Annotated in this window: 22 protein-coding genes, 1 other RNA gene and 1 pseudogene; 13 read left to right on the top strand and 11 right to left on the bottom strand. The window is 58.4% G+C overall.

The annotated features are described in order from the left end of the window. Nucleotides 1-101 precede the first annotated feature (101 nt). The 5 genes from A3224_RS03545 to A3224_RS03565 form a co-directional block, all read right to left on the bottom strand. Nucleotides 102-488 (bottom strand): hypothetical protein, encoded by a 387-nt coding sequence (locus A3224_RS03545; RefSeq protein WP_067151574.1) that lies wholly within the window; start codon nt 486-488, stop codon nt 102-104. Nucleotides 489-893: 405 nt separating this feature from the next. Then, nucleotides 894-1,247, bottom strand: a transfer-messenger RNA (tmRNA) gene (ssrA, locus tag A3224_RS03550). Nucleotides 1,248-1,349: 102 nt separating this feature from the next. Next, a complete protein-coding gene (locus A3224_RS03555) occupies nt 1,350-2,696 on the bottom strand; it encodes a sodium-dependent transporter (protein ID WP_067151576.1) in 1,347 nt (448 codons plus the stop codon). A gap of 133 nt (nt 2,697-2,829) precedes the next feature. Beyond that, nucleotides 2,830-3,309 carry an SsrA-binding protein SmpB gene (gene smpB / locus A3224_RS03560; protein WP_067151579.1) on the bottom strand — a complete coding sequence of 160 codons (480 nt, stop codon included), beginning with the start codon at nt 3,307-3,309 and terminating at the stop codon, nt 2,830-2,832. Nucleotides 3,310-3,315: 6 nt separating this feature from the next. Further along, nucleotides 3,316-4,734, bottom strand: coding sequence for a sodium-dependent transporter (locus A3224_RS03565; protein WP_067151582.1), 1,419 nt, complete (start codon nt 4,732-4,734; stop codon nt 3,316-3,318). Nucleotides 4,735-5,028: 294 nt separating this feature from the next. Between A3224_RS03565 and A3224_RS03570 the strand changes: the two genes are divergently transcribed. Next, the gene (locus A3224_RS03570; RefSeq protein ID WP_067151585.1) at nt 5,029-5,469 is read left to right on the top strand and encodes a type II toxin-antitoxin system RatA family toxin; all 441 of its coding nucleotides are present in this window, start codon (nt 5,029-5,031) and stop codon (nt 5,467-5,469) included. Next, nucleotides 5,466-5,795, top strand: a complete 330-nt coding sequence (locus A3224_RS03575) for an RnfH family protein (protein ID WP_067151589.1) — start codon at nt 5,466-5,468, stop codon at nt 5,793-5,795. The genes A3224_RS03570 and A3224_RS03575 overlap by 4 nt, the downstream gene beginning before the upstream one ends. 21 nt (nt 5,796-5,816) lie before the next feature. On the opposite strand, the gene A3224_RS03580 is transcribed toward A3224_RS03575, so the two are convergent. After that, on the bottom strand, nt 5,817-6,164 hold the full coding sequence (locus A3224_RS03580) for an outer membrane protein assembly factor BamE (protein WP_067151592.1): 348 nt from the start codon (nt 6,162-6,164) through the stop codon (nt 5,817-5,819). A gap of 277 nt (nt 6,165-6,441) precedes the next feature. On the opposite strand from A3224_RS03580, the gene fur reads away from it, so the two are divergent. Beyond that, a complete protein-coding gene (gene fur, locus A3224_RS03585; protein WP_067151595.1) occupies nt 6,442-6,852 on the top strand; it encodes a ferric iron uptake transcriptional regulator in 411 nt (136 codons plus the stop codon). A gap of 94 nt (nt 6,853-6,946) precedes the next feature. On the opposite strand, the gene A3224_RS03590 is transcribed toward fur, so the two are convergent. Then, on the bottom strand, nt 6,947-7,540 hold the full coding sequence (locus A3224_RS03590) for a 1-acyl-sn-glycerol-3-phosphate acyltransferase (RefSeq protein WP_067151598.1): 594 nt from the start codon (nt 7,538-7,540) through the stop codon (nt 6,947-6,949). Nucleotides 7,541-7,705: 165 nt separating this feature from the next. Next, nucleotides 7,706-9,373, bottom strand: coding sequence for a DNA repair protein RecN (gene recN, locus A3224_RS03595; RefSeq protein ID WP_067151601.1), 1,668 nt, complete (start codon nt 9,371-9,373; stop codon nt 7,706-7,708). Nucleotides 9,374-9,973: 600 nt separating this feature from the next. On the opposite strand from recN, the gene grpE reads away from it, so the two are divergent. From grpE to greA, 10 genes and pseudogenes are all read left to right on the top strand, one after another. Further along, the gene (grpE, locus tag A3224_RS03600; RefSeq protein ID WP_067151604.1) at nt 9,974-10,657 is read left to right on the top strand and encodes a nucleotide exchange factor GrpE; all 684 of its coding nucleotides are present in this window, start codon (nt 9,974-9,976) and stop codon (nt 10,655-10,657) included. Nucleotides 10,658-10,787: 130 nt separating this feature from the next. After that, nucleotides 10,788-12,728, top strand: coding sequence for a molecular chaperone DnaK (gene dnaK, locus A3224_RS03605; protein ID WP_067151607.1), 1,941 nt, complete (start codon nt 10,788-10,790; stop codon nt 12,726-12,728). A 140-nt stretch (nt 12,729-12,868) separates the two neighbouring features. Then, on the top strand, nt 12,869-13,987 hold the full coding sequence (gene dnaJ / locus A3224_RS03610; RefSeq protein ID WP_067151610.1) for a molecular chaperone DnaJ: 1,119 nt from the start codon (nt 12,869-12,871) through the stop codon (nt 13,985-13,987). Nucleotides 13,988-14,290: 303 nt separating this feature from the next. Then, the gene (dapB, locus tag A3224_RS03615; RefSeq protein WP_067151613.1) at nt 14,291-15,094 is read left to right on the top strand and encodes a 4-hydroxy-tetrahydrodipicolinate reductase; all 804 of its coding nucleotides are present in this window, start codon (nt 14,291-14,293) and stop codon (nt 15,092-15,094) included. Between the two features lie 63 nt (nt 15,095-15,157). Then, a pseudogene (locus A3224_RS17205) lies at nt 15,158-15,538 on the top strand (ATP-dependent zinc protease family protein); the annotation flags it as partial. Between the two features lie 132 nt (nt 15,539-15,670). Then, the gene (rimK, locus tag A3224_RS03620; protein ID WP_231902512.1) at nt 15,671-16,591 is read left to right on the top strand and encodes a 30S ribosomal protein S6--L-glutamate ligase; all 921 of its coding nucleotides are present in this window, start codon (nt 15,671-15,673) and stop codon (nt 16,589-16,591) included. 357 nt (nt 16,592-16,948) lie between these two features. Beyond that, nucleotides 16,949-17,512, top strand: a complete 564-nt coding sequence (locus A3224_RS03625; protein WP_231902450.1) for a YfiR family protein — start codon at nt 16,949-16,951, stop codon at nt 17,510-17,512. 407 nt (nt 17,513-17,919) lie between these two features. After that, complete coding sequence (carA, locus tag A3224_RS03630) at nt 17,920-19,101, top strand: glutamine-hydrolyzing carbamoyl-phosphate synthase small subunit (RefSeq protein ID WP_067151619.1); 1,182 nt, start codon at nt 17,920-17,922, stop codon at nt 19,099-19,101. A gap of 70 nt (nt 19,102-19,171) precedes the next feature. Then, the gene (gene carB / locus A3224_RS03635) at nt 19,172-22,402 is read left to right on the top strand and encodes a carbamoyl-phosphate synthase large subunit (protein ID WP_067151622.1); all 3,231 of its coding nucleotides are present in this window, start codon (nt 19,172-19,174) and stop codon (nt 22,400-22,402) included. Between the two features lie 119 nt (nt 22,403-22,521). Next, on the top strand, nt 22,522-22,998 hold the full coding sequence (greA, locus tag A3224_RS03640; protein ID WP_067151625.1) for a transcription elongation factor GreA: 477 nt from the start codon (nt 22,522-22,524) through the stop codon (nt 22,996-22,998). Nucleotides 22,999-23,163: 165 nt separating this feature from the next. Here the strand turns inward: greA and A3224_RS03645 are convergent, their stop codons facing one another. From A3224_RS03645 to A3224_RS03655, 3 genes are all read right to left on the bottom strand, one after another. After that, nucleotides 23,164-24,042: a hypothetical protein gene (locus tag A3224_RS03645; RefSeq protein WP_067151628.1), complete on the bottom strand. Its 879-nt coding sequence runs from the start codon at nt 24,040-24,042 to the stop codon at nt 23,164-23,166. 346 nt (nt 24,043-24,388) lie between these two features. Continuing rightward, a complete protein-coding gene (locus tag A3224_RS03650; protein ID WP_067151631.1) occupies nt 24,389-25,279 on the bottom strand; it encodes a hypothetical protein in 891 nt (296 codons plus the stop codon). 144 nt (nt 25,280-25,423) lie between these two features. After that, nucleotides 25,424-26,308, bottom strand: a complete 885-nt coding sequence (locus tag A3224_RS03655) for a hypothetical protein (RefSeq protein ID WP_067151634.1) — start codon at nt 26,306-26,308, stop codon at nt 25,424-25,426. Nucleotides 26,309-26,606: the final 298 nt, after the last annotated feature.

Here is a 26,606-nt window from a genome sequence, read left to right on the forward strand (position 1 = left end):
TGCTCAGATTTTGTGTCTATTGTGACTGCTCGCCTTCTTCCGGCTACCTTGGAATTTTTCCCGCGTTGCTTGTTCACCTCGGCGCCAATTAACCGGAATTGTTATGGCGCCTTCTCATCCGTCCAGTAGCCAACCGCCGTCGGTTCCGGAAAATAGCGTGCCAGAGTGCGCTGTGCCGCCGCGTCGCCGTTACCCACGAGGATGAAAATAAAGTGCCCGTGGATGGGAAATGCCACTTTCCTGGACGGCACCGCGTAGAGACTGGCTACCACGCCGGCAGCCCGCCCCAACGCTTTGCGCCGGCATGCGAAGCGGTTGCCGCGCTGGGTTTCGTTCCATTGCAGATCGGTTTTGTTGGTGATGGGTATGTTCCACTTCGTATTTATCGGCCGTATTTTTGTATAAATACCGTAGCTGGAGGAGGGGGCGATAAAGGGTAAATTAATTTGAATAATCCAAATGATCTTGGCCGAGTTAGAGGCAGGCAATCAAAAAATGAATGAAAAAACGTAAAAAAGCAGATCTGAAGCGGGGTATGCAACGCAATAAAAGCGAAACAAAACAAAAAGCAAGACGGATAGAGGAAGGTATCAGAAAAATAAGCAAAAGGTCATAACGGTTTGTAAACGATCTGTTTTGCTGGCCAGGGGAAAGGTCAGAGATAGTCCGGTGATGAATAGCGCTCGAAGAGGCGATAGGGGGTAATCTGGCGAGGTTAAGGCGGCGGGGCTACGTGTGTGGAGCTTTTAGGGCGGGATGGGTATGACAAGTTCCCGAAAAGAGAATGTCAGAGACGCTCGTCGCAAAGCGCTCTAGATCCTGTGCGAGCCTGTAAATATACGCCGCCCGAAAAATGAAAAACCCCAACCGAAACCGGCTGGGGCTTAAGTTTTTGGTGGAGATGGCGGGAGTCGAACCCGCGTCCGTCAGCACTCCGCCAGAGGCTCTACATGCTTAGTTCCGTCTATTGATTTAACTCACAACAGCCCGGCGGGCAGGACGTTATGAGCGAGTCTGTAAAGATTTAGCCGATCCATCCCAGACAAACTTCACGGCGATCCAGTTCTATCTGACAGTCAGCAGCGCGGTACTGGAACCTTGCTGAAGACTGCTGGCGGGCTTAAGCCGCCAGAGCGTAGTTGTCGTCGTTGGCAACTATTAAATTGCAGCTTTGGATTTACGTGATTGGCTGCCATCACGGCATGCACCCATGGTTTCGTTACCGGCGTCGAATCCAAGTCATCCCCGATAGGAAACACAGTTGTGTCGCCGGAGTATATCAAAATTTGCTCCGGGGCGACAGGTGGGGGCGTTTGTGGACTCGTGGTCGGGGCGCCCCTTTCCCGCAGTTAGGAGAGCGATTGCACGAAGGCCGCCAGTATGAGCAGGGGGCAGACGATGCGTACGTACCAGGGCCAGATTTTCCAGAAAAGGGTGTGCTCGATGTTTTCGTGTCCTTTTTTGAGCTCCGCCAGCAGCTGGTCGCGATGCCAGATCCACCCGGCGAAGACGCACAGAGCCACACCCAGCAGCGGTTGGCCGTACTCGGTGCTGATGCTGACGATGAGTCCGAACAGGGAGTCGAAATTGAAGATGATCAGGCTGCTGAGGGTGAATATGACCAGCCCAACCAGAGGGGTTGCCAGTTCGCGCCGTACGCCGAGGTTTTCGATGGAGAAGGACACCGGGACTTCCAGCATGGAGATGGAGGAGGTGAGGGAGGCGATCACCATCAGGGCGAAAAAGGCGATGGCCACGAACAGGCCCGCAGTGCCCATGGTTTCGAACAGGGCCGGCAGTACCTGCAGTATCAGGTCGGGGCCGGCGATCAGTTCGCCGCTGGCGGAGAAGATCTGGGTGCCCGCTTCCTGGGCCACGTACATGGCGGGCAGTATCAATAGGCCGGCGGTAAAGGCGATACCCACATCGATCAGAGTCACCAGGGCTCCCAGGCGCGGCAGGCTTTCCTGCTGGCTGAGGTAGGAGCCGTAAATTAGCATAGTTCCCACGCCGAGGGAGAGGGAGAAGAAAGCCTGCCCCATGGCGGCGATCAGCAGTTTGGGGGAGAGGTGGCTGAAGTCGGGCATCAGATAAACTTCCAGGCCGGTCATGGCGCCGGGCTGGGTGAGCACGTAGATGATCAGCAGCAACAGTAGGATGATCAGGGAGGGCATCAGCAGGGTGGACCAGCGCTCAATACCTTTTTCCACGCCAGCGGCGATGATCAGCATGGTCATGCCGCTGAATATGGCGGTGAAGGTCAGGTTGCGCCCAGTGCTATTGCCAGTGAGCCAGTCTGTGGCTCCACTCATGCCGAAAAAGTTGGCGAAGGGGTCGGCCAGGTAGGCGACCATCCAGCCGGCGACAATGGCATAGAAGCTCAGAATTAGTGAGGCGACAACAATGCCACCGAAACCAGCGAGGTTGGCAAAGATGCGGCTGATGGGGCCGGTGGATATGCCTCGCAGGGCCTGGACCATATTGCGGCGCGCGTGGCGACCGATGGTCAGCTCGGCCATCAGGGCCGGGTAGGCGAGTATAAACGCCAGCAGCAGGTAGACAATCACAAAAGCGGCGCCGCCGTTGCCGGCGGCCTTGGTGGGGAAGCCCCAGATATTGCCCAGGCCCACGGCGGAGCCCGCGGCGGCCATCAGGAAGCCGATGTTGGAGCTGAATTGTCCTCGCGGTGCACTCATGGTTGTTCTCTTCGTTATTCTTCTATGTTTTCCCTTCTCCCGGAGGAAAGGGGGTTAAGGGCAATGTGCCGCCAAAAGTACTCCCTGTGCGTTGTGGATTTCCGCCGTCCCTGACGGGTTAAGCTCGACAACCTCAGCGGTTGTCTCTGCGCATCAGGCGTTGTTTTTCCCGGTTCCAGTCGCGAGCCTTTTCTGTTTCGCGCTTGTCGTGCTTGGCTTTGCCCTTGGCCAGAGCGATCTCGCATTTGATCAGATGCTTTTTCCAGTAGAGGGCCGTGGCCACCACGGTGTAGCCCTTTTGTTCCGTGGCGGCGATCAGCTTGGCCAGTTCGCGTTTGTTGAGCAGCAGCCTCCGGGTGCGATCCGGTTCGGTGACGTAATGGGTGGAAGCACTGGGCAGCGGCTGTATGCGCGCGCCCAGCAGCCAGGCCTCGCCATTTTTAAAAATGACGTAGCTGTCGGTAAGTTGGGCCTTGCCCTCGCGGCAGCTTTTTACCTCCCAGCCCTGTAGCTCCAGGCCGGCCTCAATCTTTTCTTCGATGAAGTAGTCGTGCCGGGCTTTTTTGTTCAGTGCAATGGTGCTGGAGGTTTGGGCCTTTTTCTTTTTCGCCATAGGTGTCTAGATAAAACTGTGTCCAAAAAACTTCAGGGCCACGGTGTTGATAAAGATCAACAGCAGCATCAGGGGGATAAAGGTGCCCAGGGAGAAGTTGATGTATTTCTGTGAAATGGAGCCGGCGAAGCTGCTATCGCCTTCCTGTAGTTCCTTGTCGAAGTTGGTTTTCTTCCATTTGTAGATTACGAACAGGCATACCAGCAGACCGTTGAGGGGCAGTATGGTGTCGTAAAAGAGTAATTCAATCAGGTCGAAGAAGGACTTGCTTTCACCGGCCAAGGTCACAAACTGGGTGAAGAATTTGACCATGCCAAAGGATACCGCACAACCGACGGCGAGAAAAACCTGTACTGCGGCGATGGTGTAGATGGCTTTCTTGCGCTCCATGCCGCGCTCATCGCACAGGGTGGCGATGGGGACTTCGATGATTGACATCAGAGAGGTGACTGCGGCTACCAATACCAGGAAGAAAAAGACAGCGGCGAAGGCGCTGGCGCCGAAGTAGCCGATACTGTCCTGCAGGGCGAAGAAGATTTTCGGCAGGAACAGAAAGATCATGCCGGCGGAGGAGTCGCTCAGTTTGGTTGGATCTATTTGTGGATCAAAGTGGAAAATGCTCGGCAGTATCAGCAGGCCGGCGGTGAAGGCTACCAGTGTGTCGGTGATGGCGACGGCGCGGGAGGAGCCGGGAATCGAGTCTCCCCTCTTCATGTAGGAGCCGTAGGTGATCATGATTCCCATGCCCAGAGACAGAGAGAAAAAGGCCTGGGCCATAGCCTTACTCACAACCGCACTGTCGATCTTGGCAAAGTCCGGAATCAGATAATACTTAACGCCGAGCATCGCGTTCTCGCGGGTGAGCACAAAAATCACCAATCCCAGCAACATAATGAAGAGCATCGGCATCAGTGTTTTGGAGGCCCGCTCAATGCCGTCTTTGACCCCCATGGCCAGAATAGCGTTGATTCCCAGCATAAGAACGACCAGGTAAACGAAGACGACGGGGGAGTTGATGAACTGGCCGAAGTGGGTCTCTGTGGCCAGTTGGTCCAGGTTGCCGCGCAGGGTTTCCACAAGGTAGCCCAGTATCCAGACGGTTACCACCAAGTAGAAGACTGCGATCATAAAGGGAGTGAACAGGGCTAGCCAGCCGGGGATGGTCCAGGGGCGGGAACCGCCGGAGAGCTGCCGGTAGGCGCCCACCGGGTCTTTGTCGGCGCGGCGCCCCAGTGCCAACTCCGCCATCATTACCGGCAAGCAGATAAAGAAAACGAAGAGTGCGTATACCAGCAAAAAGGCGCCGCCCCCGCTCTTGGTAGCCGCTACTGGAAAAGCCACAAGATTGCCGATTCCCACGGCGGAACCCGCGGCGGCCAGGATAAAGCCAAGCCGCGACCCAAAATGCTCTCTGACTGCGGACATAGTATTCTCGCTATATTATTGTTGTCTGATCTTGGGGCCTCTGAAAAACGCTTTGCGGTGCGCTTGCCGAGTCCGTGCGAGACGCCGCCAGCGTTTTGGTTTTCGGCGCCCGTCGTGTGTCCGGCAGTTCTTCAGCGGTCCCTTCGCTTTGTTTTCTCGCGCGGCCTTGACTGGCCGGTTATAACTGCGATTGTTACAGGAATTAGCTTGCTTGAGTAGCGCTGGCTGGCAAAATTGCCGGTTTATGGTAGAGGGTAGGCGATTTTCCCTTCAGAACTGGAATCGGCGGTAAGAATGACTGAAATTGAGCGCAGCGCGCTGGTGATGCACAGTGCCGAAAAGATGTTTGATCTGGTCAACGATGTGGCCAGTTACCCGCAGTTTTTGCCCGGCTGTCGCGGAGCGGAGGTGTTGTTCAGCAGTGAACGAACCCTGGAGGCGCGCCTGGATCTGCAGCGCGCCGGCCTTCGCCAGAGCTTCGTAACCCGCAACCAGCTGGAGAGACCGCACCGCATGGCGCTGACGCTGGTGGAAGGCCCCTTTCAGGCTTTCAACGGGGAGTGGCGCTTCACGCCCTTGGCGGAGGACGCCTGCAAGGTGAGTTTTAGCCTGTCTTTCAGCCTCAAGAACCGCCTGGTGGCAGCGGCTGTGGGTAAATTGTTCAGCGATCTGGCCAACCAGATGGTGGGTGTTATGTGCGCGCGCGCGGATCAGGTTTACGGAAAACAGCTATGACGGATATCAAGACAATCGCGGTGGAAGTGGTCTACGCGCTGCCGCATGAGCAGCGGCTGACCCGATTGCTGGTGCCGCCGGGCACTACAGCGTTGGATGCGCTGGTGCGCTCGGGAATTCCGGAAGAGTTCCCCGAAGTGGACCCGGCCACGGCGAAGATGGGTATCTTCGGTCAGACACTGGGGACCAAGGGGTTGGCCCCGGCGGATCAGTACGTGCTGCAGCCGGGTGACCGGGTGGAGATATACCGACCGCTGATCGCCGATCCCAAGGAGGCGCGCAAGCAGCGCGCGGAGAAGGCCAAACGTCGCGCGGGCGGGACCTGAGCGGTTGCGCCGCGGCGGAATTTAGCGCGGCCAGCCCTCTGGCTGCCAGTCGCCGCTGGTGGCGATCAGGATGTCGCCGTTGAAATAGACAGTGAAGCGCTTCTGGGTTTCCTCGCCATCGGGATTACGCATGCGGTTGATGTAATCCCAGCGGTTGGGGTTGAAAGTGTCCTCCAGCAGAGGCGTGCCCAGTACAAAGCGCACCTGGCGCCGGGTCATGCCCGGTTTCAGCTGGTCGACCATCTCCTGGGTGATGATGTTGCCCTGCTGCACCTCGATGCGGTGTACACCGGGAAACTTGAATAGGCTGCAGGCGCCGAGTAGGGCGCAAAGGCCGGCAACGGCGAGGATTCTCAGGCTAGACGGCATTCATTGCTCCATTATGTCTTGTCGGTCAGCAACTGCCCGGAGCGGGCTGTGCTGCGAATATCAGCAGTGATATAGATAGGCGCCCGGCAGCCCGGAAAGTTCCCCGGTACTTGTGGCCTGCCCCGCCGCCTGTGCGGCGCGCCCGGCCCCGGGGTTCCGCTGATCCCGCTGGGCGTGGATAATACCCGAAGTGTTCGCGCGCCGACAGACGCGATTTGGGCGGCGGGTGAGCGGATGTATTCAGGAACCGAGAAACCCTGCCGGGAAAAATTACTGCATGTCTAATGAAAATCAGGAACTGCGCAAGGCCGGCCTCAAGGTCACCTTGCCGCGGGTGAAGATTCTACAGCTACTGGAAAGCGCGAGCGAACAGCACCTGAGTGCGGAAGATGTCTACAAGATGCTGCTGGATGCGGGCGAGGATGTCGGTCTGGCCACCGTCTACCGGGTGTTGACTCAGTTCGAAAGTGCCGGTCTGGTGATGCGCCACAATTTTGATGGCGGTCACTCGGTATTCGAGCTGGACCGCGGCGACCACCACGATCACATGGTATGCACTGATACCGGCAAGGTCATTGAATTCCACAACGAAGAGATTGAGCGGCTGCAGAAGCAGATCGCCGAAGAACACGGCTACGAGCTGACCGGACACAGCTTGGTGCTCTACGTGAAAAAGAAGGGCGCTTGACTCTGCCCCGCTGCGGCCCGGTTTGCCCGCGGGCCGCTTGCGGAAACTGGCTTGGCGCCTTCCGGGTGCTTGGCGGGGCGAAGGTGCGCTGCCCTCAGGCGGGCGGCGTAAAATGTTCGGGATACTTGCCGATCTTGTCCCGGTAAAAGTCGCGGATGCGCGCCAGTTCCATCTTCAGGTTTTCCCCCATTCCCATCACCGGCCCCAGGCCGAGTTCTTTTTTGCGGAAATTGATAAAGCCGCACACCACCGGCAGCCGCGCGCCGCGGGCAATGTGATAAAAACCTGTCTTCCAGCGCTCCCCGCGCCCGCGGGTGCCCTCCGGCGGAACCGCGATGATCAGGGATCTGCACTCATTGAACTTGTCTACCGTGGCCTGTACCAAATTGTTGGCTTTGCTGCGATCCACGGCGATGCCGCCGAACCAGCGCATGGTGCTACCCAGGGGGAACCTGAACAGTTTGTCCTTACCCATCCACTGTGGCGTCAGTCCCAGTTTCAGGGCGGCGAGAATAAAGTAGTAGCCGTCCCAGTTGCTGGTGTGCGGCGCGCCGATTAGCACGTATTTTTTTAATTTGAGGGCCTGGCGATCGCACACCACGCGCCAGCCGTGCAGCTTCAGCAGCAGCCTGGCGATCAGGCGTAGAACAGGGGTGATGACGGGGGTATTGAAAATGGTTGTTTGCATCGAAAGAGTCGAAGTTGCTGCCAATTGGGGCGCGGCAGTATAGAGTGAGTCCTGGCGCGAGTCTCGGTGATTTCCGGTCCGGAGGTCGGCTATGTGATGTCGGTCGCCGCCCTCGGGGCGGAACAGCATGCAAAAGATTGGTGGTCCGGTGCGGCGTCCGGCGATTTAATTGCGGGAGAGCATTTCTTCCGCGTGGGCCAAGGACTGGGCCGTGGTTTCGCCGCCCAGCATGCGCGCTATCTCCTCGCGGCGTTCTTCGCCCTTCAGTTCGCGTAGGGAGACGAAAGCGGCTTGTCCGTCGCTGTGTTTTTCCACTTGATAGTGGCGGTGCGCCCGAGCGGCCACCTGGGCCAAGTGGGTGACACAGATCACCTGACCTGCGCGGCCGTCCCTGGTTTCCCCCAGTTGCCGCAGAAGGCGGCCAACCACGTCGCCAGTGGCGCCGCCGATACCTACGTCCACTTCGTCGAACACCAGTGTCGGCGTGCGCGATGTCTGTGCGGTGACCACTTGAATTGCCAGGCTGACCCGCGACAGTTCACCGCCGGAGGCAATTTTCCCGAGTGGGCGTGGCGGCTGGCCCGGGTTGGTGGCAATCAGTATTTCCACATCTTCCAGACCGCTCGCAGCTGCTTTTTCCAGTGGTTGCAGTGTCAGTTCCACCCGCGCGTGAGGCATGGCCAGAGCCGCCAGTTGGCGGTTGACTTCATTGGCCAGGTCGGCGGCGGCTCTCTGGCGTAGCTTGCTCAGTTTTTCCGCTGTGCGGCGGTATTCGGCCTCTAGCTGTTCGCACTCGGCGGCCAGCTTGTCCAGGGCGTCCGGTGTGCCTATCTCCTCCAGTTCCGCCTGCAGTTGCTGCTCAAGTTCCGGCAGCTCATCCGGCTGTACACGGTGTTTGCGTGCGGTTTGGTAGATGGCGCTGAGTCGCTCTTCCACTTCCGACAGGCGCTCCGGGTCCATTTCGAAGCGGTCGATATGGCGCGACAGGGTGCCGGCTGCCTCGTCCACCTGGATACGGGCGCTGTCGAGCAGTTGCGCCACTTCCGTAAGGGCCGGGCTTTGTTCTGGCATGGCAGACAGCAGCTGCAGTGCCCGGTGCAACTGTTCGGCAATATCCCCCTCGCCACCGGAAAGCAGCGCTGCCAGCTGGTAGCTGCCGTTTAAAATCTGACCCGCGTTGGCCAGTTGCCGCTGCTCCCGTTCCAGCTCTTCGATTTCGCCGGGCTGCAGCCCCAGTTGTTCCAGCTCCTGTAGTTGATATTTCAACAACTCGCGCCGGGCCTGGGTTTCTTCGGCACTGTCGGCGAGAGTGCGGTAGCGGCGGTATTGATCCTGCCAGCTTTTGAAGCGGATACGGGTTTCGGCGGCCAGCTCCTGGGCGCGGGCGTAGTCGTCGAGCAGGCGGCGATGCGTGTCTTTTTTTAGCAGGGATTGGTGTTCGTGCTGGCTGTGGATATCGATCAGCTGTTCGCCGAGAGTGCGCAGCTGCAACAGGGTCACCGGCTGGCCATTGATATAGGCGCGGGAGCGGCCGTCGGCGCCGATGGTGCGGCGCAGTATCACTTCTTGCCCCGCATCCAGTTCCTGCCCTTCCAGCCAACTAGCGGCGGAGGGGTGATCGCTGATATCAAAGGTGGCGCTGATGTCGGCGCGGGGGCTGCCAGTGCGCACCAGTTCAGCGCTGCCCCTGTCCCCCAGGGCCAGGCCAAGGGCGTCGAGGGTAATGGATTTGCCGGCGCCGGTTTCGCCGGTCAGTGCACTGGTGCCGGGGCCGAATTCCAGCTCCAGCTGGTCCACCAGGGTGAATTGACTGATAGACAGGTGCAGCAACATAGTCAGAGGCCTGCTTACACAATGTTTAATGGCCGCGGTTGGCCGTTGTTTTTATTAGGGAACCTCTGATTAATTCGCTTCCTGACGGTAAAAATTCTTTGGAGCTAGATGAGAAGCTCAGGTGATAGGATGGCCATTTCGAAACCGTCGGATACAGGGATGTATCCGTCGGAGCTACAGGGAAGTACTCGTGCGTTTTCGAAATGGCCATCCTATTGCCTGAGCGCCACGGAACTAACCAAAGCGTTCACGCGAATTAATCAGAGGTTCCTTAGTGGCATCCCTGTGCCAACTCATGGTTATTTATACAGTAATTGCTGCCGCTTAGCTACAGTTGTACGGCCAGTGTCACCTCTTCCTTGAGGGCACTCTGATTCAGCTGTTTGGTGATGGTGCAGGTGCTTTGGGGCTAAATGAGAAGCCCATCTCATTGGCTGAGTGCCTCGAAGCCCACTGCGACACCCGTGTGAATGAATCGGAAGTTCCCCAAGACCGGCAATTCCACTTGAAGTGTGTGGGTAAGGCCCCATATAGGGCTGCATTGCCCGAATCGCGGGCGGAACCTTTAGGTAACTGACAGTCGACGCGACGGAGAAAGCAGTGGCGAAACAGCGCAGTGAAGAAGACCAAATTGTAGAGCCCTCAGCGCAAGGTGAAGAGCTTTCAGCGCAAGGAGAGCAGCCCTCACAACAGGGACGGGACGGCGAACGGGAGGCCCAAGCGGACGGGGGCGCCGCAGAGGTTGAAATTGAGACCCCCACCGAAGAGACGCGGCACCAGGCGGATGAGTCCCTGCACGCAGAAGCCGAGAGCCCCGAAGTTCTGCGCGAGGAAATCGTCAAGTTGCAGGAGCAGCTGGCGCTGCAAAAAGACCAGGTTTTGCGCGCCCAGGCGGAAGCGCAAAACACCCGCCGCCGCGCTCAGCAGGATGTGGAAAAGGCGCACAAGTATGCGGTGGAAAGGCTGCTGCAGGACCTGTTGCCGGTGGTGGACAACCTGGAGCGGGCACTGGCTTCCATCGATGCCGATGATGAGGTCAACAAGGCGATCGTTGAAGGAATTGAGCTTACTCACAAGTCTTTCGTCGATACCTTGGCCAAGCACTCTGTAGAAGTGGTGGATCCCGCTGGAGAACCCTTCGATCCCGAGCTGCACCAGGCCATGACCCAAGTGCCCAACGGCGATGTGGAGCCCAATACCGTACTCGAGGTCTTCCAGAAAGGTTACCGCTTGAACGGCCGTTTGGTGCGTCCGGCGATGGTGGTTGTGAGCAAGGCGCCTTAGTCGGGCTACCTGGCTTCCGGTATTTGGCGAAACACTTGAAATTTCGGCGCCGGCACCAATATAGCTGGCATCACAGAATACAAAAGGCGCGGCCGAGAGCCGGCGCGAACAGCAAACGAGGATTTATCAAATGGGAAAAATTATCGGCATCGACCTGGGTACCACCAATAGCTGTGTTTCGGTACTCGACGGCGACAGCGCGCGGGTAATCGAGAACGCTGAGGGCGATCGCACTACGCCTTCCATCGTCGCATTTACTGACGACAACGAAATTCTGGTGGGCCAGTCCGCCAAGCGCCAGGCAGTGACCAACCCGAAAAACACACTGTTCGCGGTCAAGCGCCTGATCGGTCGTCGCTTTAAAGACGACGTGGTGCAGAAAGATATCAAGATGGTGCCTTATAGCATCGTCGAGGCGGAGAACGGGGACGCCTGGGTGGAAGTGAAAGGCGATAAGAAGGCCCCGCCGCAAATTTCCGCGGAAGTACTGAAAAAAATGAAGAAAACCGCTGAGGATTTCCTCGGTGAGAAGGTCGATGCCGCAGTGATCACCGTGCCGGCCTACTTCAACGATTCCCAGCGCCAGGCCACCAAGGATGCCGGCCGCATCGCGGGTCTGGAGGTTAAGCGCATTATCAACGAGCCCACCGCGGCGGCTCTGGCTTACGGACTGGACAAGAAAGGCGGCGATCGCACCGTGGCGGTATACGACCTGGGTGGCGGTACCTTCGATATTTCTATTATCGAGATTGCCGACGTCGACGGCGAGAAGCAGTTCGAGGTGCTGTCCACCAACGGCGATACTTTCCTCGGCGGTGAGGATTTCGACCTGTGCCTGATCAACTACTTGGCGGAAGAGTTCAAGAAAGAGCAGGGTATCGATCTGTCCGGAGACCCGCTGGCTATGCAGCGCCTGAAAGAAGCGGCGGAAAAGGCCAAGATCGAGCTGTCCTCCAGTCAGCAGACGGAAGTGAACCTGCCTTACATCACTGCCGATGCCACCGGCCCGAAACACTTGGTGGTGAAGCTGACCCGCGCCAAGCTTGAGAGCCTGGTGGAAGAACTGGTAGATCGCTCTCTGGAGCCGGTCAAGACCGCGCTGAAGGACGCCGATTTGTCCGTCTCCGGTATCGACGAAGTGATTCTGGTGGGCGGTCAGACCCGTATGCCGCTGGTGCAGAAGAAAGTCAGCGAGTTCTTCGGCAAGGAACCGCGCAAAGACGTCAACCCCGATGAAGCTGTAGCCATGGGGGCGGCCATTCAGGGCGCGGTACTGGCCGGCGACGTGAAAGACGTACTGCTGCTGGACGTGACTCCGCTGACCTTGGGCATCGAGACCATGGGCGGCGTGGCCACCGCGTTGATCGACAAAAACACCACGATTCCGACCAAGAAATCCCAGGTGTTTTCTACCGCCGAGGACAACCAGACCGCGGTGACCATTCACGTGGTGCAGGGCGAGCGCAAGCAGGCTGCTCAGAACAAGTCCCTGGGCCGCTTTGACCTTACCGATATTCCGCCGGCGCCGCGCGGCATGCCGCAGATCGAAGTGACCTTCGATATCGATGCCAATGGTATCCTGCACGTGTCCGCCAAAGACAAGGCCACCGGCAAAGAGCAATCCATTGTTATCAAAGCTTCCTCCGGCCTGAGCGAGGAGGAAATTGAAAAAATGGTCAAGGACGCCGAGGCCCACGCCGAGCAAGACAAACAGTTCGAAGAGCTGGTGCAGGCCCGCAACACGCTCGACGGTTTGATTTCCGCCACCAAGAAGACCTTGGAGGAAGCCGGCGACAAGGCGACCGCGGAAGAGAAATCCGCGATAGAAGCGGCCATCAAGGAAGCCGAGGAGGCGGTCAAGGGTAACGACAAGGCTGCGATGGAAGCTGCTACCAACAAGCTCACCGAAGCCTCCGGCCCGCTGGCGCAGAAGATGTACGCCGAGCAGGCCCAGGCGGCCCAGGGACAACAAGGTGGCGCCGAGCAAGCCTCCGAGCAGTCCTCCGGCGGTGAAGAGGCGGTGGACGCTGAGTTTGAGGAAGTAAAGGACGACAAAAAAGAAGGCAAGTAACGTAGGCGCCAGCTTACCCTCTGTCTTCTCTGTGCAGGGCGGCCACGGGCCGCTTCTGCAGCGAAATGGAAAGAAAGGCGCGGCGGCGATTTCCCGGAAATGGCCACCGCGCCTTCAGCAGTTAAAAAAGAACACCTTTTATGTCGAAGCGCGATTACTACGAGATCCTCGGTGTCGACCGGAACGCCTCGGAAAAAGAGCTGAAAAAAGCCTACCGTCGGGTGGCGATGAAATACCATCCCGACCGCAACCCGGGCGACAAAGAGGCGGAGAACAAATTCAAGGAGGCCAATGAGGCCTACGAGGTCTTGTCCGACCCGCAGAAAAAAGCGGCTTACGATCAATTTGGTCACGCCGGTGTCGAGGGGCAAATGGGCGGCGGCGGTGCCGGCGGCTTCGGTGGTTTCTCCGATATTTTTGGCGACGTATTCGGCGATATTTTTGGCGGTGGCGCCCGCCGCAGCGGGCCGGCGCGGGGTTCCGATCTGCGCTATGACCTGGAACTGGATCTGGAGGACGCGGTGCGCGGCACCACAGTCAAGATCCGTGTGCCCACTTTGACTACCTGCGAAACCTGTCACGGTTCCGGCAGCCGGCCGGGCTCCTCGCCGCAGACCTGCGGCACCTGTGGTGGCGCAGGCCAGGTGCGTATGCAGCAGGGTTTCTTCTCCGTGCAGCAGACCTGCCCCAACTGCCGCGGGCGCGGCACCATCATCTCTGACCCCTGCTCCAGCTGCCACGGTCGCGGCCGTGTAGAGCAGACCAAAACCCTCTCGGTCAAGGTGCCGCCGGGAGTGGATACCGGCGACCGTATCCGCCTGTCCGGCGAGGGCGAGGCGGGTCCCGACGGCGGCCCCGCAGGCGATCTCTATGTGCAGGTGATGGTGCGCGAGCACGAACTGTTTCAGCGCGATGGCAAGAATCTCTACTGCGAAGTGCCGATCAGTTTTGTCACCGCGGCGCTCGGCGGCGAGCTGGAAGTGCCGACTTTGGATGGCAAGGTCAAATTGAAGATTCCCCCTGAAAGTCAGACCGGCAAGCTGTTCCGACTGCGCGGCAAGGGCGTCACCCCGGTGCGTGGCGGCGCGCCCGGCGATCTGTTGTGTCGCGTGGTGGTGGAAACACCGGTGAACCTTTCCTCGAAGCAGAAAGATCTGCTGCAGCAGTTCGCCGACACCCTGAGCGAGAAGAAAAACTCTCCGCGTCAGACTGGCTGGTTTGAAGGCGTGAAGAACTTCTTCGGCGATATGAAACTCTGATCCCCTATAGTCCGCCTGTGGTCTTTCCCGGTTTTTCGGGGAAGGCCACATCGCCGCAAAGCCTTCTCTCCCTCCCGCATCGCGTATCCTGTTTTAACCCTCTTTGCCGCCTGGCGGTACAGGTCCCGTATTGTCCGTTTTCAGCGGCGGCCGTGGCATTGTCCTGGAGGGTGGGGATGGGCTCTGCTTGAATTGTGGCAAGTGGGGGCGTTGTGTTTCATGTCTTTTCGACGATCTATCCGGAGGCGCCGGGCAGGGGTAGAATCCGCGGCCTTGTCCGGGACGGAAAAAAGAGGAGTGATTATGGCGGCGGTAAAGGTAGCGGTAACCGGCTTTGGCGGGCGCATGGGGCGCGCCCTGGCGCAGGCGCTTGCGCAATCTGAGGCGGCGGCACTGTCCGCGGCCGTGGTGCGCCCCGGGTCCAGCCTTGTGGGGGCGGATGCGGGCGAGGTTGCGGGGCTCGGCGGCAATGGCTTGGAGATAGTGGACAGTCTGGAGCGGGCCGATTTTGATGTGCTGATCGACTTTACCGCCCCAGCCGCAACCCTGGCCAACGCAAAATTTTGCGCCGACCGGCGGCGGCCGATGGTGATCGGCACCACCGGTTTCGATGCGGCGCAAAAAGAGGAACTGCTGGCGGCGGCGCGGCAGATACCCCTGTGCCTGGCGAGTAATTTCTCCACGGGGGTTAACCTCTGTTTCAAGCTGCTGGAAACGGCGGCCCGGGTGCTGGGAGAGGACGCGGATATTGAAATCGTCGAAGCGCACCACCGCCACAAGGTGGATGCCCCTTCCGGCACGGCGCTCAGCATGGGCGAAGTGGTGGCCGATACCCTCGGGCGCGATCTGGCGCAAGTTGCGGTGTACGGCCGCGAGGGTCAGACCGGTGCCCGGAGCCGCGATACGATCGGTTTTGCCACCGTGCGCGGCGGCGATGTGGTTGGCGATCACACCGTGATGTTTCTCGCCGACGGAGAGCGGGTGGAGATTAGCCACCGCGCCAGCAGCCGCTTGTCTTTTGCCCGCGGCGCCGTGCGTGCGGCAGCTTGGCTGGCAGGACGGCAGCCCGGTCACTACGACATGCGGGATGTACTGGGTCTGAAATGATAGTGATGTAAGTCCTGGCAGCTTGTCCCGGGGGCGGTGTATTCGCCGATTACCGCCGGGTAAGTGCCATTGCAAACGGGAAGAACAGCGTTGGAAAACAAAATCATCGTCGGCTGTGAAGAATGGTGCAGCTTCCCCTCTTTGGGGATCCCCGCGGTTAAGGCGCGGGTGGACTCGGGGGCCAAAACCTCGTGTCTGCACGCGTATAACATTCAGACATTCAAACGCGATGGCGAACCCTGGGTGAGTTTCGAGGCTCATCCACTGCAACATCTGCGGCGGCCGTCGGTGCGTTGTGAGGCGCGCTTGGTGGACAAGCGTACCGTGCGCAGCTCTTCCGGTGACAGTGAAAAGCGTCCCGTGATCCGCACGCCCCTCTCTATCGGCGGTAGCGTCTGGGATATCGAGTTAACCCTGACCAATCGAGATAGCATGGGCTACCGCATGCTACTCGGTCGCGAGGCCATGCTCGGGCGCATGATGGTGGACCCATCGGAGAGCTTCTGCCTGGGCGACCTGCCCCCCAGCCAATTGGAGGAGTACTACCGGGACGAGCACCATATGGCTGGCACCGGCCTGCGCATCGGCCTGCTTGCCTCCAACCCGGACCTCTACAGCAATCAGCGCATTATGGAGGCCGGTGCCGAGCGCGGCCACCGCATGACCTTCCTCGATATCCGCCAGTGCTATATGAAACTGGACCCGAACGAGCCGGAGGTGCACTACCGTGACGGGCGCATCCTCAATAATCTGGACGCGGTTATTCCCCGTATCCGACCAAGCCAGACTTTTTACGGTTGTGCGCTCACCCGCCACTTCGAGAGCATTGGCGTCTTTGCCCTGAACGGGTCGGCGGCCATCAGCCAGTCCAGGGATAAACTGTTCTCCCTGCAACTGTTGCAGCAGAGCGGGCTGAATATCCCGACTTCCGGCTTCGCCAATTCGCCGGTGGATACCAATGAGCTTATCGAGATGGTGGGCGGTGCGCCGCTGATTGTGAAGCTGCTGGAGGGGACCCAGGGCAGGGGCGTGGTGCTGGCGGAGACCCGCAAGGCCGGGGAGTCGGTGATCAATGCCTTTAAGTCCCTGAAGGCCAACCTGCTGGTGCAGGAATTTATACGCGAGGCCCAGGGCAAGGACCTGCGCCTGTTTGTCATCGACGGCAAGGTGGTCGCCGCCATCCAGCGCGAAGCGGCGCCAGGAGAGTTCCGCGCCAATATTCACCAGGGTGGCACGGCTTCGGTTGTCAAGGTGAGCACCGAGGAAAAACGCCTGGCGATGAGGGCTGCCAAAGTTCTGGGGTTAAAGGTGGCCGGTGTGGATATCATCCGCTCCAAGAAGGGCCCTCTGCTGCTGGAGGTGAACTCTTCCCCGGGGCTTGAGGGCATAGAGAGCGCCACCCGCAAGGATGTGGCCGGGGCGATGATCGTGGCTATTGAAAAGGCGCTCAAGTGGCGTCCATCGATTCCCGAATCCAGCGTCGCCGCGGGCGGATGACGCTGCGCGGGATTGCAGGTGCCGTCTCATCGACTGAATGCTCCAAAACCACCTGCAGCGCTTCCCTGGGCGGCTGAAAGGCGGCTATTGCCCCGGCGCCCTTTGGCGAAGCCCTTCCGCCGAAGCTAACCTTGCCGTGAGCCCCGGCCAGCTGCCGTGGGATTGGCTCCCCGGTGTTTTTTTAGGTCCGGGTCGCATGGCGGCGCCTTCGCCGCTGGCGACCGATTGGATATCACCTTGGGGCACCTCTGATTCATTCGCTTTCTGGCGGTAAAGATGCTTCGAGGTCAGAGCGCCCCGGCACCCTGTTCGGTACGCCCGCGAACGAATCAGAGGGCCCTTCGCGCAGGAAGCGGTATGAGCAATCGCCCGCACACTAATCTGTTGCGCAGCCTGGTGCTGCTGATCGCGGCTATGGCGGTCGGTGTCCAGGCGTCGTCGCCATTGTCCCGCTCCGAAACCGGGCGCAAGGTGATGGTGGACTATATCACCCACTTCGCCCACCACCTGCAGTGGCCCATCGAAGTCTTTTCCGGAGCCGGGGCCCCCTTCCGGGTTTGCGTAATGGAAGCAAACGCGCTGCGCGATCCTCTGGTGGCGCGCCTGAAACACCAAAGCATCAATGGTCGCCGAGTGTTGGTGGAGGCCGTGGAGCCGGATGCGCTGCGGCGCGCGCGCGCTTGCCAGATTGTGGTGCTCGGCGAGATGGCGCGCGAGGATCTGTTGAAGGTTATTCGCGCGCTGGAGTTTTTTCCGGTACTGACCGTCAGTGATGTGGAGCGCTTTGCGATGATTGGCGGTATGATCGAATTTGCGAGCAACGGCGAGAATCTCACTCTGCAATTCAACAAGACCATGCTCGACCGGGCCGAGCTGAAAATGGGGGACAGCCTGTTTCGGCTAAGCGTGGAAGTGAATTGAAAGGGGCGCGAGCCAGGTGAGACTTGCAATCTTGTCCCGGCCTGCGCACTGTGACTGGAACGCGTGAATTTGTCACTTTGTCCGCCGCCGGATAACCGCTGTCACCGCAGGTTTGGTATCGATAAGTACTGGCGCCGACAGGTGATTTAGCGTAGAATCTGCGCCCGGTTTGGGCAGGTGTTGCGCCGCCCCGTGAATGCCGGCGACAAGTGCTGGCCACAGTGTGAGAGCCGTGCGTGAAACAGATTCAAAAAGCGAGATGAAGCCGCGGAGTTTCATCTCGCTTTTTTATAGGCGCGCACCTGCTTGGCGCAGCGGTGCCCCATATTCGCATACCCCCCGCCCGGAAACAGTTCTGAATACTGGAGATCAAGTTGACTAAAGCTGTCCCTACGCCGGAGGCCTCCATGCCCCACGACTTCATGCAGAGTACTTTTGGTGAGAGCTCAACCCCCGCCCTGCTGGTGCTGGCGGATGGCAGCATATTTGAAGGGCGTTCGATCGGTGCCTGCGGTAGTGCAGTGGGCGAGGTGGTGTTCAACACCTCCATGACCGGTTACCAGGAAATTCTGACCGACCCCTCCTATGCCCGTCAGATTGTCACACTGACCTACCCGCATATCGGCAACACCGGCACCAACGGAGAGGATGGTGAATGTGATCGGATATGGGCCGCCGGGCTGGTGATCCGCGATCTGCCGCTGCTGGCCAGCAGTTTTCGCAAAGAAGAATCCCTGCAGGACTATCTCAAAGCGCGCAACATTATCGGCATTGCCGATATCGATACCCGCCGCCTGACCCGCCTGCTGCGGGATAAAGGGGCGCAGAACGGTTGCATTGTCGCCGGCGACTCGGTGAATACCGCAGAGGGCAGGGAGGAAGCGCTGGCCAAAGCGCGCGAGTTCGCCGGTCTGAAAGGTATGGATCTGGCCAAAGTGGTTTCCACCGAGGAGCGCTACACCTTTAACGAAGGTACCTGGGCTCTGGGTAACGGCCACAAGCCGGCGCCGGCGGAGCAACCCTTTAAGGTGGTGGCCTACGATTTCGGTGTGAAGCGCAATATTCTGCGCATGCTGGTGGATCGCGGTTGCGATGTGACCGTGGTCCCGGCGCAGACACCGGCGTCCGAAGTGCTGGCGATGAACCCGGATGGTGTCTTCCTGTCCAACGGCCCCGGCGACCCCGAGCCCTGCGATTACGCCATCGCCGCGATCCGCGCGATCCTCGATGCGGGCCTGCCTATCTACGGCATCTGCCTTGGTCACCAGCTGCTGAGTCTGGCCGTGGGCGGCCGTTCACTGAAGATGAAGTTCGGCCATCACGGTGGCAACCACCCGGTGCAGGATCTGCGCAACGGCCAAGTGAAAATCACCGCGCAGAACCACGGTTTCGCGGTGGATGCGGACAGCCTGCCCGAGAATGTGGAGGTCACCCACATTTCTCTGTTCGACCGCAGCCTGCAGGGCATACGCCTCAAAGATAAACCGGCCTTCAGCTTCCAGGGCCACCCGGAAGCCAGCCCCGGCCCACATGATATGGCGCCCCTGTTCGATGAGTTTGTTCAGTCCATGGAACAGCGCCGCAAGTGACCGGCGGCCCCAGAATCGAAATTCAATTGTGAGATCTACCGGTAACAGGCCGGAGTGAAACGGAAGAAAGATGCCAAAACGCACAGACATCAAAAGCATTCTGATAATCGGGGCCGGACCCATCGTGATCGGCCAGGCTTGCGAGTTCGACTACTCCGGTGCCCAGGCCTGTAAGGCACTGCGGGAAGAGGGTTACCGTGTGATCCTGGTGAACTCCAACCCCGCCACCATCATGACCGACCCCGCCATGGCCGACGCCACTTATATTGAACCGGTGGAATGGCGCACCGTGGCCGGGATTATCGAGCGGGAGCGCCCGGATGCGATTCTTCCCACCATGGGTGGCCAGACGGCGCTCAACTGCGCCCTGGACCTGGATCGGCATGGTGTGCTGGAAAAGTTTGGTGTAGAGCTGATCGGCGCCGACAAGAAAGCCATCGAAAAAGCCGAAGACCGGGACCTGTTCGACAAGGCCATGCGGGCTATTGGCCTGGAAACGCCGCGGGCGCGCATTGTGCACTCTATGGAAGAGGCGATGAAAGTGCCGGAAGAGTTCGGCTTCCCGGTCATTATCCGCCCGTCTTTTACCATGGGTGGTTCCGGCGGTGGCGTGGCCTACAACTGGCCGGAGTTCGAGGAGATCTGCAAGCGCGGCCTCGACCTTTCCCCCACCAACGAACTGCTGATCGACGAATCCCTGCTCGGCTGGAAAGAGTACGAGATGGAGGTGGTTCGCGATAAGAACGACAACTGCATCATCGTCTGCTCCATCGAGAACTTCGACCCCATGGGCGTACACACCGGTGACTCCATCACCGTGGCGCCGGCGCAGACGCTGACCGACAAGGAATACCAGCTGATGCGCAACGCCTCTATTGCGGTGTTGCGCGAGATCGGCGTGGAGACCGGTGGCTCCAACGTACAGTTCGGCGTCTGCCCGAAAACCGGGCGCATGGTGGTGATCGAGATGAACCCGAGGGTGTCCCGTTCCTCCGCCCTGGCATCCAAAGCCACTGGCTTCCCCATCGCCAAGGTGGCCGCCAAGCTGGCCGTGGGTTACACCCTGGACGAGCTGCAGAACGACATCACCGGCGGCGCCACCCCGGCGTCCTTTGAGCCTTCCATCGATTACGTGGTCACCAAGATACCGCGCTTTACCTTTGAGAAGTTCGGCGAGGCGGACGCGCGCCTGACCACCCAGATGAAGTCCGTCGGCGAGGTGATGGCGATCGGCCGCACCTTCCAGGAATCCTTGCAGAAGGCCCTGCGCGGGCTGGAAGTGGGCAGCTTCGGCCTGGAGAGCAAAATAGATCCGAACGACGAAGGTGCAAAAGAACGGTTGCGCCGCGAGCTGTCTGTGCCCGGTGCTGAGCGTATCTGGTATCTCGGCGACGCCTTCCGCATGGGCATGAGTGTGGAACAGGTGTACGAGCTGTCGAAGATCGACCCCTGGTTCCTGGTGCAGATCGAGGAACTGATCAAAATAGAAGAGCCGCTCAAGACCCTGCCCACATCGGCTCTGGACGCCCGCAGCATGCGCTTCCTGAAGCGCAAGGGTTTTTCCGACAAGCGCCTGGCCGACTTGCTGGGTGTCAGTCAGAAAACAGTGCGCGAACTCCGCCACAAACTGGGTGTCTTCCCTGCCTACAAGCGAGTGGACACCTGCGCGGCGGAATTTGCCACCAGCACTGCCTATATGTACTCCACTTACGATGAAGAGTGCGAGGCCAATCCGTCGGACAAGAAAAAGATCATGGTGCTCGGCGGTGGCCCCAACCGCATCGGCCAGGGCATCGAGTTTGATTACTGCTGTGTGCACGCGGCACTGGCGATGCGTGAGGACGGTTACGAGACCATTATGGTCAACTGTAACCCGGAGACGGTTTCCACCGACTACGACACTTCCGACCGCCTCTATTTTGAGCCGGTGACCCTGGAAGATGTACTGGAAATCGTGCAGAAGGAAAAACCGACCGGCGTGATCGTACAGTTCGGCGGCCAGACACCGCTGAATCTGGCCCGCTACTTAGCCGCAGAGGGCGTGCCCATTATCGGCACCACCCCGGAGCAGATCGACCGCGCGGAGGACCGCGAGCGCTTCCAGCAGATGATCATGCGCCTGGGCCTGAAACAGCCCAAGAATGCCATTGTACGCTCCGTGTCCGAAGCCGTGCAGGCGGCCAAGGACGTAGGTTATCCGCTGGTGGTGCGCCCTTCCTACGTGCTGGGGGGGCGCGCCATGGAGATCGTCTACAAGGAAGACGAACTGCTCAACTACATGAAAGAGGCGGTACAGGTATCTGACGAGGCGCCGGTGCTGCTGGACCACTTCCTCAATGCCGCAATCGAAGTGGATATCGATGCGGTTTCCGATGGGAAAGATGTGGTGATTGGCGGCATTATGCAGCACATCGAGCAGTGCGGTGTGCACTCCGGAGACTCTGCCTGCTCCCTGCCGCCCTACAGCTTGCCGGCGGAAGTGCAGGACAGAATGCGCGAACAGGTCAAGGCCATGGCCCGGGAACTGGGTGTTGTGGGGCTGATGAACACGCAGCTGGCCTATCAGGATGGCGAGATCTATGTGATCGAAGTGAACCCGCGCGCCTCACGTACCGTGCCCTTTGTGTCCAAGTGCATTGGCACGTCCCTGGCCAAGGTGGCTGCCCGCTGTCAGGCTGGTATCAGCCTGGCGGATCAGGGTTTCACCGAGGAGATAGTGCCGGATTACTTCTCCGTGAAGGAGTCGGTATTCCCGTTCAACAAATTCCCCAAAGTGGACCCCATCCTCGGCCCGGAGATGAAGTCCACTGGCGAGGTCATGGGCGTGGGCGAGACTTTTGCCGAGGCGTTCGACAAGGGCCTGCTGGCCGCCGGCGACAAGCTGCCGGAATCTGGCAGGGTATTCATCTCCGTGCGAGACTTCGACAAGCCGGCGGTGGTGAATGTGGCGCGCGACCTGGAAGCGCTCGGCTTTGAGCTGGTGGCTACCCGCGGGACCGCCAAGGTCTTGCAAGAAGCCGGTATTCCAGTTACAACCGTCAATAAGATGAGCGAGGGCCGCCCCCATATCGTCGATATGATCAAAAACGATGAGATCGCCTTGGTGGTCAACACCACCGAGGGGCGTCAAGCCATTCGCGATTCTGCCGATATCCGCCGCAGCGCGGAGAATCACCAAGTGTGCTACACCACTACGCTGGCCGCAGCCAAGGCCATGGCGCTCGCCATGCAGCAGGACGAAGTTCTCAAGGTTCGCCGCCTGCAGGAATTGCACCAGCGCGTGGTCAAACTGCCGGAATAACCGGCCCTTGGATTGAATGCGGCCAGTGGCCGCTCCTACAAAAATCTGATTGAAATCGCGGCCAGGTTTCGCCCGTTGGCGAAGCCTGGCTTTCTTGTGGAAAAATTTGGAGGTCCCAATTGAACCGGGTACCAATGACGGTTGAGGGCGCGGAAGCCCTGCGCGCCGAACTGGAAAGACTGAAAAAAGTGGAGCGCCCCGCTGTGGTTCAGGCTATCGCTGAGGCACGCGAACACGGCGATTTGAAGGAAAACGCGGAGTATCACGCCGCGCGGGAAAAACAGGGCTTTATCGAAGGGCGTATCCAGGAGATAGAGAGCAAACTGTCTCACGCCCAGATCATCGATGTGAAGGCCATAGAGCCCAGCGATAAAGTGATTTTCGGCACCACGGTAACCATCATCAACGTGGAGAGCGACCAGGAAGTTACCTACAAGATTGTGGGCGACGACGAAGCGGACGTTAAGAATCACAAGATCTCCGTCAATTCACCCATTGCCCGCGCTTTAATTGGCAAAGAGGTTGGAGATGTTGTGGTGGTGAACACGCCTTCCGGCGCGGTGGAATACGAAATAGACGCCGTCGAACATCTTTAAAAGCGCTCTGACCCGGTTGCCGGGCGCAGTTCGCGTGTTTTACCCGGCGCTGAAGAGTCTGAAATCTCCGCCGCGTGCGGATGATTTTGTCAGAGGTTGTGCAAGCTCTCTACAAAAAAAGGGCGACCCTTGTAGCCGCCCTTTTTCTGTTTACAAGTAATCGCCCTACTGAGAGATATATCCCTGATTCAACGAGCCGGTTTGATTGGCTATTGCCGTTTCCCCAACCCCCAGTTGGACAGTCTGGTGGAAGTTAGAGTCGCCAAACTGGTTGGTGAAAGAATAGTGACCCAGCCCAACCTGTGTTGTGTAGGCTTCATTGAGATCGCCAGTCTGGAATCCTAAAGCGATATGGCCTGTGCCGAATTGTGAGATATCCCCCAGGTTGAAATTGCCGTTTTGCACTTTTAGCGCAGTATTGAAAAATCCAACCTGGATAATATTGCCTTCGTTCATAAATCCATTCTGAAAAATATCCGCATCGTTGCCAACGAGAGTCTGGAAGATATCGGCATCGTTTGCGATTCCCACCTGATTGATATTGGCATCGTTGAAGGCGCTGAATAGTTGCAAAATGTTTCCGTTGTTACTCGTTCCGACTTGGTTGATCGCCGCCTGGTCCAGGAAGCTCAGAGTCTGAGTGATCGTGGCCACGTTGACAAAACCTTCCTGCCCTATGCTGGCTGAACTAAGCAATGCGTTGGTTTGGATGGTTGTGCCGTCGTTGCCATCACCCACTTGCGTGATACTAGCGTTGTTAAGCGCTCCCGCGGACTGAGTGGAAGTGGCCAAGTTGTTACTACCAATCTGGTTTTGGTGGATGGTGCTGCCTTCCTCACCAGCGGTTTGCAGTGCGACCTCAACGTTAAAGAAACCGAATTGGTCCTGAAGGATGGTATTGCCGTCCACTCCGATACCAACCTGAGTGGCGCTCTGGAAATTGCCAACACCAATTTGGTTTTGTATCGCTGTGTTATTGGCTGCGAATACACTGCCGCTGGCGGCCAGGAATATTGCTGTGGCGATAGGGGTAAACGTCTTCATAAGTTGCTCCTTGCATATTTCGACGCTGAAGATCAATAAAAGATACTGACTGATGCACGGTGTTTTCCTGCTGCCGTGTCATAGACAGTCGCCAGCCAGTTCTACCTGTGGCAATAAACCGATGGATTAAGTTAAAGACAGGGATGCAGAAGTTAAGCTGGGTACGCCTGATTCTTAATCCTCCGAAGGCACATCGCCATAGGAGAGAAGTATCGAAATCCTGAGAAAAAAGTTTGGAATAGGGTGGTCTTTGTCCGGAAAAGTAAGGTGTTATCAGAAAACGTTTCAGCCGACGGACTGTGAGAATTGGATTCTGCATAATCCGTGGGCTGAAATATTTTTTTGCCTACTGAACGATAATAGCAGTATTGCCGTTCCCCACCTGGTTCACGATAGCGGTTTCGGAAAAGCCACTTTGGATTACCGTGGCATCGTTGAGGCTGCCGGACTGGTTGACAATGGCTAGGTGGCCACCGCCCATGCCAAATGTGCCGGACTGCATCACGGTGGCGCTGTTGCTGAACCCATCCTGGGTGATGCTGGCGCTGCTGCTCCAGTCCACTTGCACCACATAAGCCTCGTTACCCAGACCGCTCTGCAGTATATCGGCCTCTTGGTACATACCGCTCTGCTCTATAGTGGCGTGATTGAAGGAGCCCATTTGCTCGATGGCCGAGATGTGGCCGCTGCCGCTCTGGGCTATGAGTGCTTCGTTGCCGGTGCCCTCCTGATAAATAAAGGCGTCGGAATCGAAGCTGGAATTCTGACCGATATAGGCGCTGTGTAACTGACCGTGTTGTTCTATCCGCGCCACATTGCCTGCACCTAGTATCTGTGCGATTTCCGCCTGATTGCTGAAACCGGACTGGAGTATCCAGGCCTCGTTGTCCTGGCTACCCAGCTGATAGACGGTCGCATCGTTGATGGCGCCTTCCTGATAGATATGCACACTGTTGTAGGCGCCGTCCTGCTGCAGTGTGTAGGCGGTGTTCAGGTTGCCGCCCTGAACCTGATAAATACTGGAACCCACCTCGGCCTGCTGTCGGGCACTGGCGTCGTGGAAATTGCCGGTCTGTTGTTGGGAAATGAAATTGTCGGTGGCGCCGGGATCCGTTTGATCGGCCGTCGCTGTGTTGCCGGTACCGTTCTGGTTGAGCTCGGCGGTGTTGGTTGCCGCCAGCCCACTACCGCTTAGGGTGAGTAAAAGTGCCGTGGCGATGGGGGTTATGGCTTTCACAAGTGGTTCCCTTTCCTACTTCACCCGCAGGTTCTCTGGGGTGCTCGCCTACCACTCAGCTTTGTGAGCCGGTTGGTGGGCTGTCGGTTTACTGTAAAAACGGGCGGCCGTAGTGGCCGCCCCGGGACCTGGATCTATGCGTTCTTACTGAAGAATAACGCCGACATTGCCAAAACCAACCTGAGTGGCCACAGCGGTTTCGTTGAAACCGAATTGGTCTGTGTCGTGGAAGTTAAAAGCGCCCACCTGGGTTGTAGTGGAGTTGTGGAAGAACCCGATCTGGTCGGTTTCACTGTAGTTGCCAAAGCCAAACTGGAACTCAGCGGCAACATGGCCCACACCCACTTGGTTGATATCACCAATGTTGGCTACACCCAGTTGGAATTTCAGCGCAGCGCTGCCCGCGGCGCCAATCTGGTTGATAGTACCGGAGTTGGCGATGCCGAGCTGGATGATATCCGCGTCGTTACCGAGGGCGAGGATTTGGTTGATATTGGCGTTGTTTCCAAAGCCACCTTGGATTATGTCAGCATCGTTAAAGGCACTGACAGTTTGTAGGATGTTACCGGAGTTGCCGACGCCAAACTGGGTTATATTAGCGGAATCCAGCAAACTCAGGCTCTGGGTGATCACGCCGAGGTTGAGAAAGCCAGTTTGCACTATATTGGCGCTGCTCAGCAGGGAGGCTGTCTGGGTGGTGACACCGACGTTGGCTGCGCCCACCTGTGTGACAGTGGCGGTGTTGAGTGCGCCCGCGGCCTGGGTAGAGACTGCGGTGTTCACAGAACCAACCTGGGTTTGGACAATGGTGCTGTTATCCTCTCCCGCTGTTTGTACGCCCACTTCTGTGTTGAAGAAGCCGGTCTGGGTTTGCACGATAGTGTTGTTATCCACGCCCAGGCCCAGCTGAGTGGCGCTCTGGAAGTTGCCGACACCGGTTTGGGTTTGCACGGCGGTGTTGTTGGCCGCGAGTACACTGCCACTGGCGGCAAAAAGTACAGCTGCGGCGATGGGGGTAAACGTCTTCATCAGATGCTCCTTTGACTTACGTCCGACGTTGAAATATCAGTACTCGTCATACTGATTTGCGCTGGCGCTGCTCCCAACGCCATGCTGGGTTGCGGCGCAGTGCGGGCTGATTGGCTCCGGGAAATTGGCTGCGCCGCGAAAATCGACATTCTGCCTCTGCAATGACATGGATTTTTCTGGCGGTTTCCGCCTTCGCTTGTGCAAGCAGCAATTTGTTTGATAAGTGATCCATTGCTGAGTTGATTCTTGTCGTTTAATTGCGAGGTCGCTATAGGAGAGAAGTGCGGAAACACTAAGA

This window comes from Microbulbifer thermotolerans (assembly GCF_001617625.1).
GTDB lineage: Bacteria > Pseudomonadota > Gammaproteobacteria > Pseudomonadales > Cellvibrionaceae > Microbulbifer > Microbulbifer thermotolerans.

Excerpts from the sequence above, each read along its gene's own strand:
- A3224_RS03555 (WP_067151576.1), bottom strand. The coding sequence starts at position 2,696 with ATGAGTGCACCGCGAGGACAATTCAGCTCCAACATCGGCTTCCTGATG.
- smpB (WP_067151579.1), bottom strand. The coding sequence starts at position 3,309 with ATGGCGAAAAAGAAAAAGGCCCAAACCTCCAGCACCATTGCACTGAAC.
- A3224_RS03565 (WP_067151582.1), bottom strand. The coding sequence starts at position 4,734 with ATGTCCGCAGTCAGAGAGCATTTTGGGTCGCGGCTTGGCTTTATCCTG.
- A3224_RS03570 (WP_067151585.1), top strand. The coding sequence starts at position 5,029 with ATGACTGAAATTGAGCGCAGCGCGCTGGTGATGCACAGTGCCGAAAAG.
- A3224_RS03575 (WP_067151589.1), top strand. The coding sequence starts at position 5,466 with ATGACGGATATCAAGACAATCGCGGTGGAAGTGGTCTACGCGCTGCCG.
- A3224_RS03580 (WP_067151592.1), bottom strand. The coding sequence starts at position 6,164 with ATGCCGTCTAGCCTGAGAATCCTCGCCGTTGCCGGCCTTTGCGCCCTA.
- fur (WP_067151595.1), top strand. The coding sequence starts at position 6,442 with ATGTCTAATGAAAATCAGGAACTGCGCAAGGCCGGCCTCAAGGTCACC.
- A3224_RS03590 (WP_067151598.1), bottom strand. The coding sequence starts at position 7,540 with ATGCAAACAACCATTTTCAATACCCCCGTCATCACCCCTGTTCTACGC.
- recN (WP_067151601.1), bottom strand. The coding sequence starts at position 9,373 with ATGTTGCTGCACCTGTCTATCAGTCAATTCACCCTGGTGGACCAGCTG.
- dnaK (WP_067151607.1), top strand. The coding sequence starts at position 10,788 with ATGGGAAAAATTATCGGCATCGACCTGGGTACCACCAATAGCTGTGTT.
- dnaJ (WP_067151610.1), top strand. The coding sequence starts at position 12,869 with ATGTCGAAGCGCGATTACTACGAGATCCTCGGTGTCGACCGGAACGCC.
- dapB (WP_067151613.1), top strand. The coding sequence starts at position 14,291 with ATGGCGGCGGTAAAGGTAGCGGTAACCGGCTTTGGCGGGCGCATGGGG.
- A3224_RS03625 (WP_231902450.1), top strand. The coding sequence starts at position 16,949 with ATGAGCAATCGCCCGCACACTAATCTGTTGCGCAGCCTGGTGCTGCTG.
- carA (WP_067151619.1), top strand. The coding sequence starts at position 17,920 with ATGCCCCACGACTTCATGCAGAGTACTTTTGGTGAGAGCTCAACCCCC.
- carB (WP_067151622.1), top strand. The coding sequence starts at position 19,172 with ATGCCAAAACGCACAGACATCAAAAGCATTCTGATAATCGGGGCCGGA.
- A3224_RS03645 (WP_067151628.1), bottom strand. The coding sequence starts at position 24,042 with ATGAAGACGTTTACCCCTATCGCCACAGCAATATTCCTGGCCGCCAGC.
- A3224_RS03655 (WP_067151634.1), bottom strand. The coding sequence starts at position 26,308 with ATGAAGACGTTTACCCCCATCGCCGCAGCTGTACTTTTTGCCGCCAGT.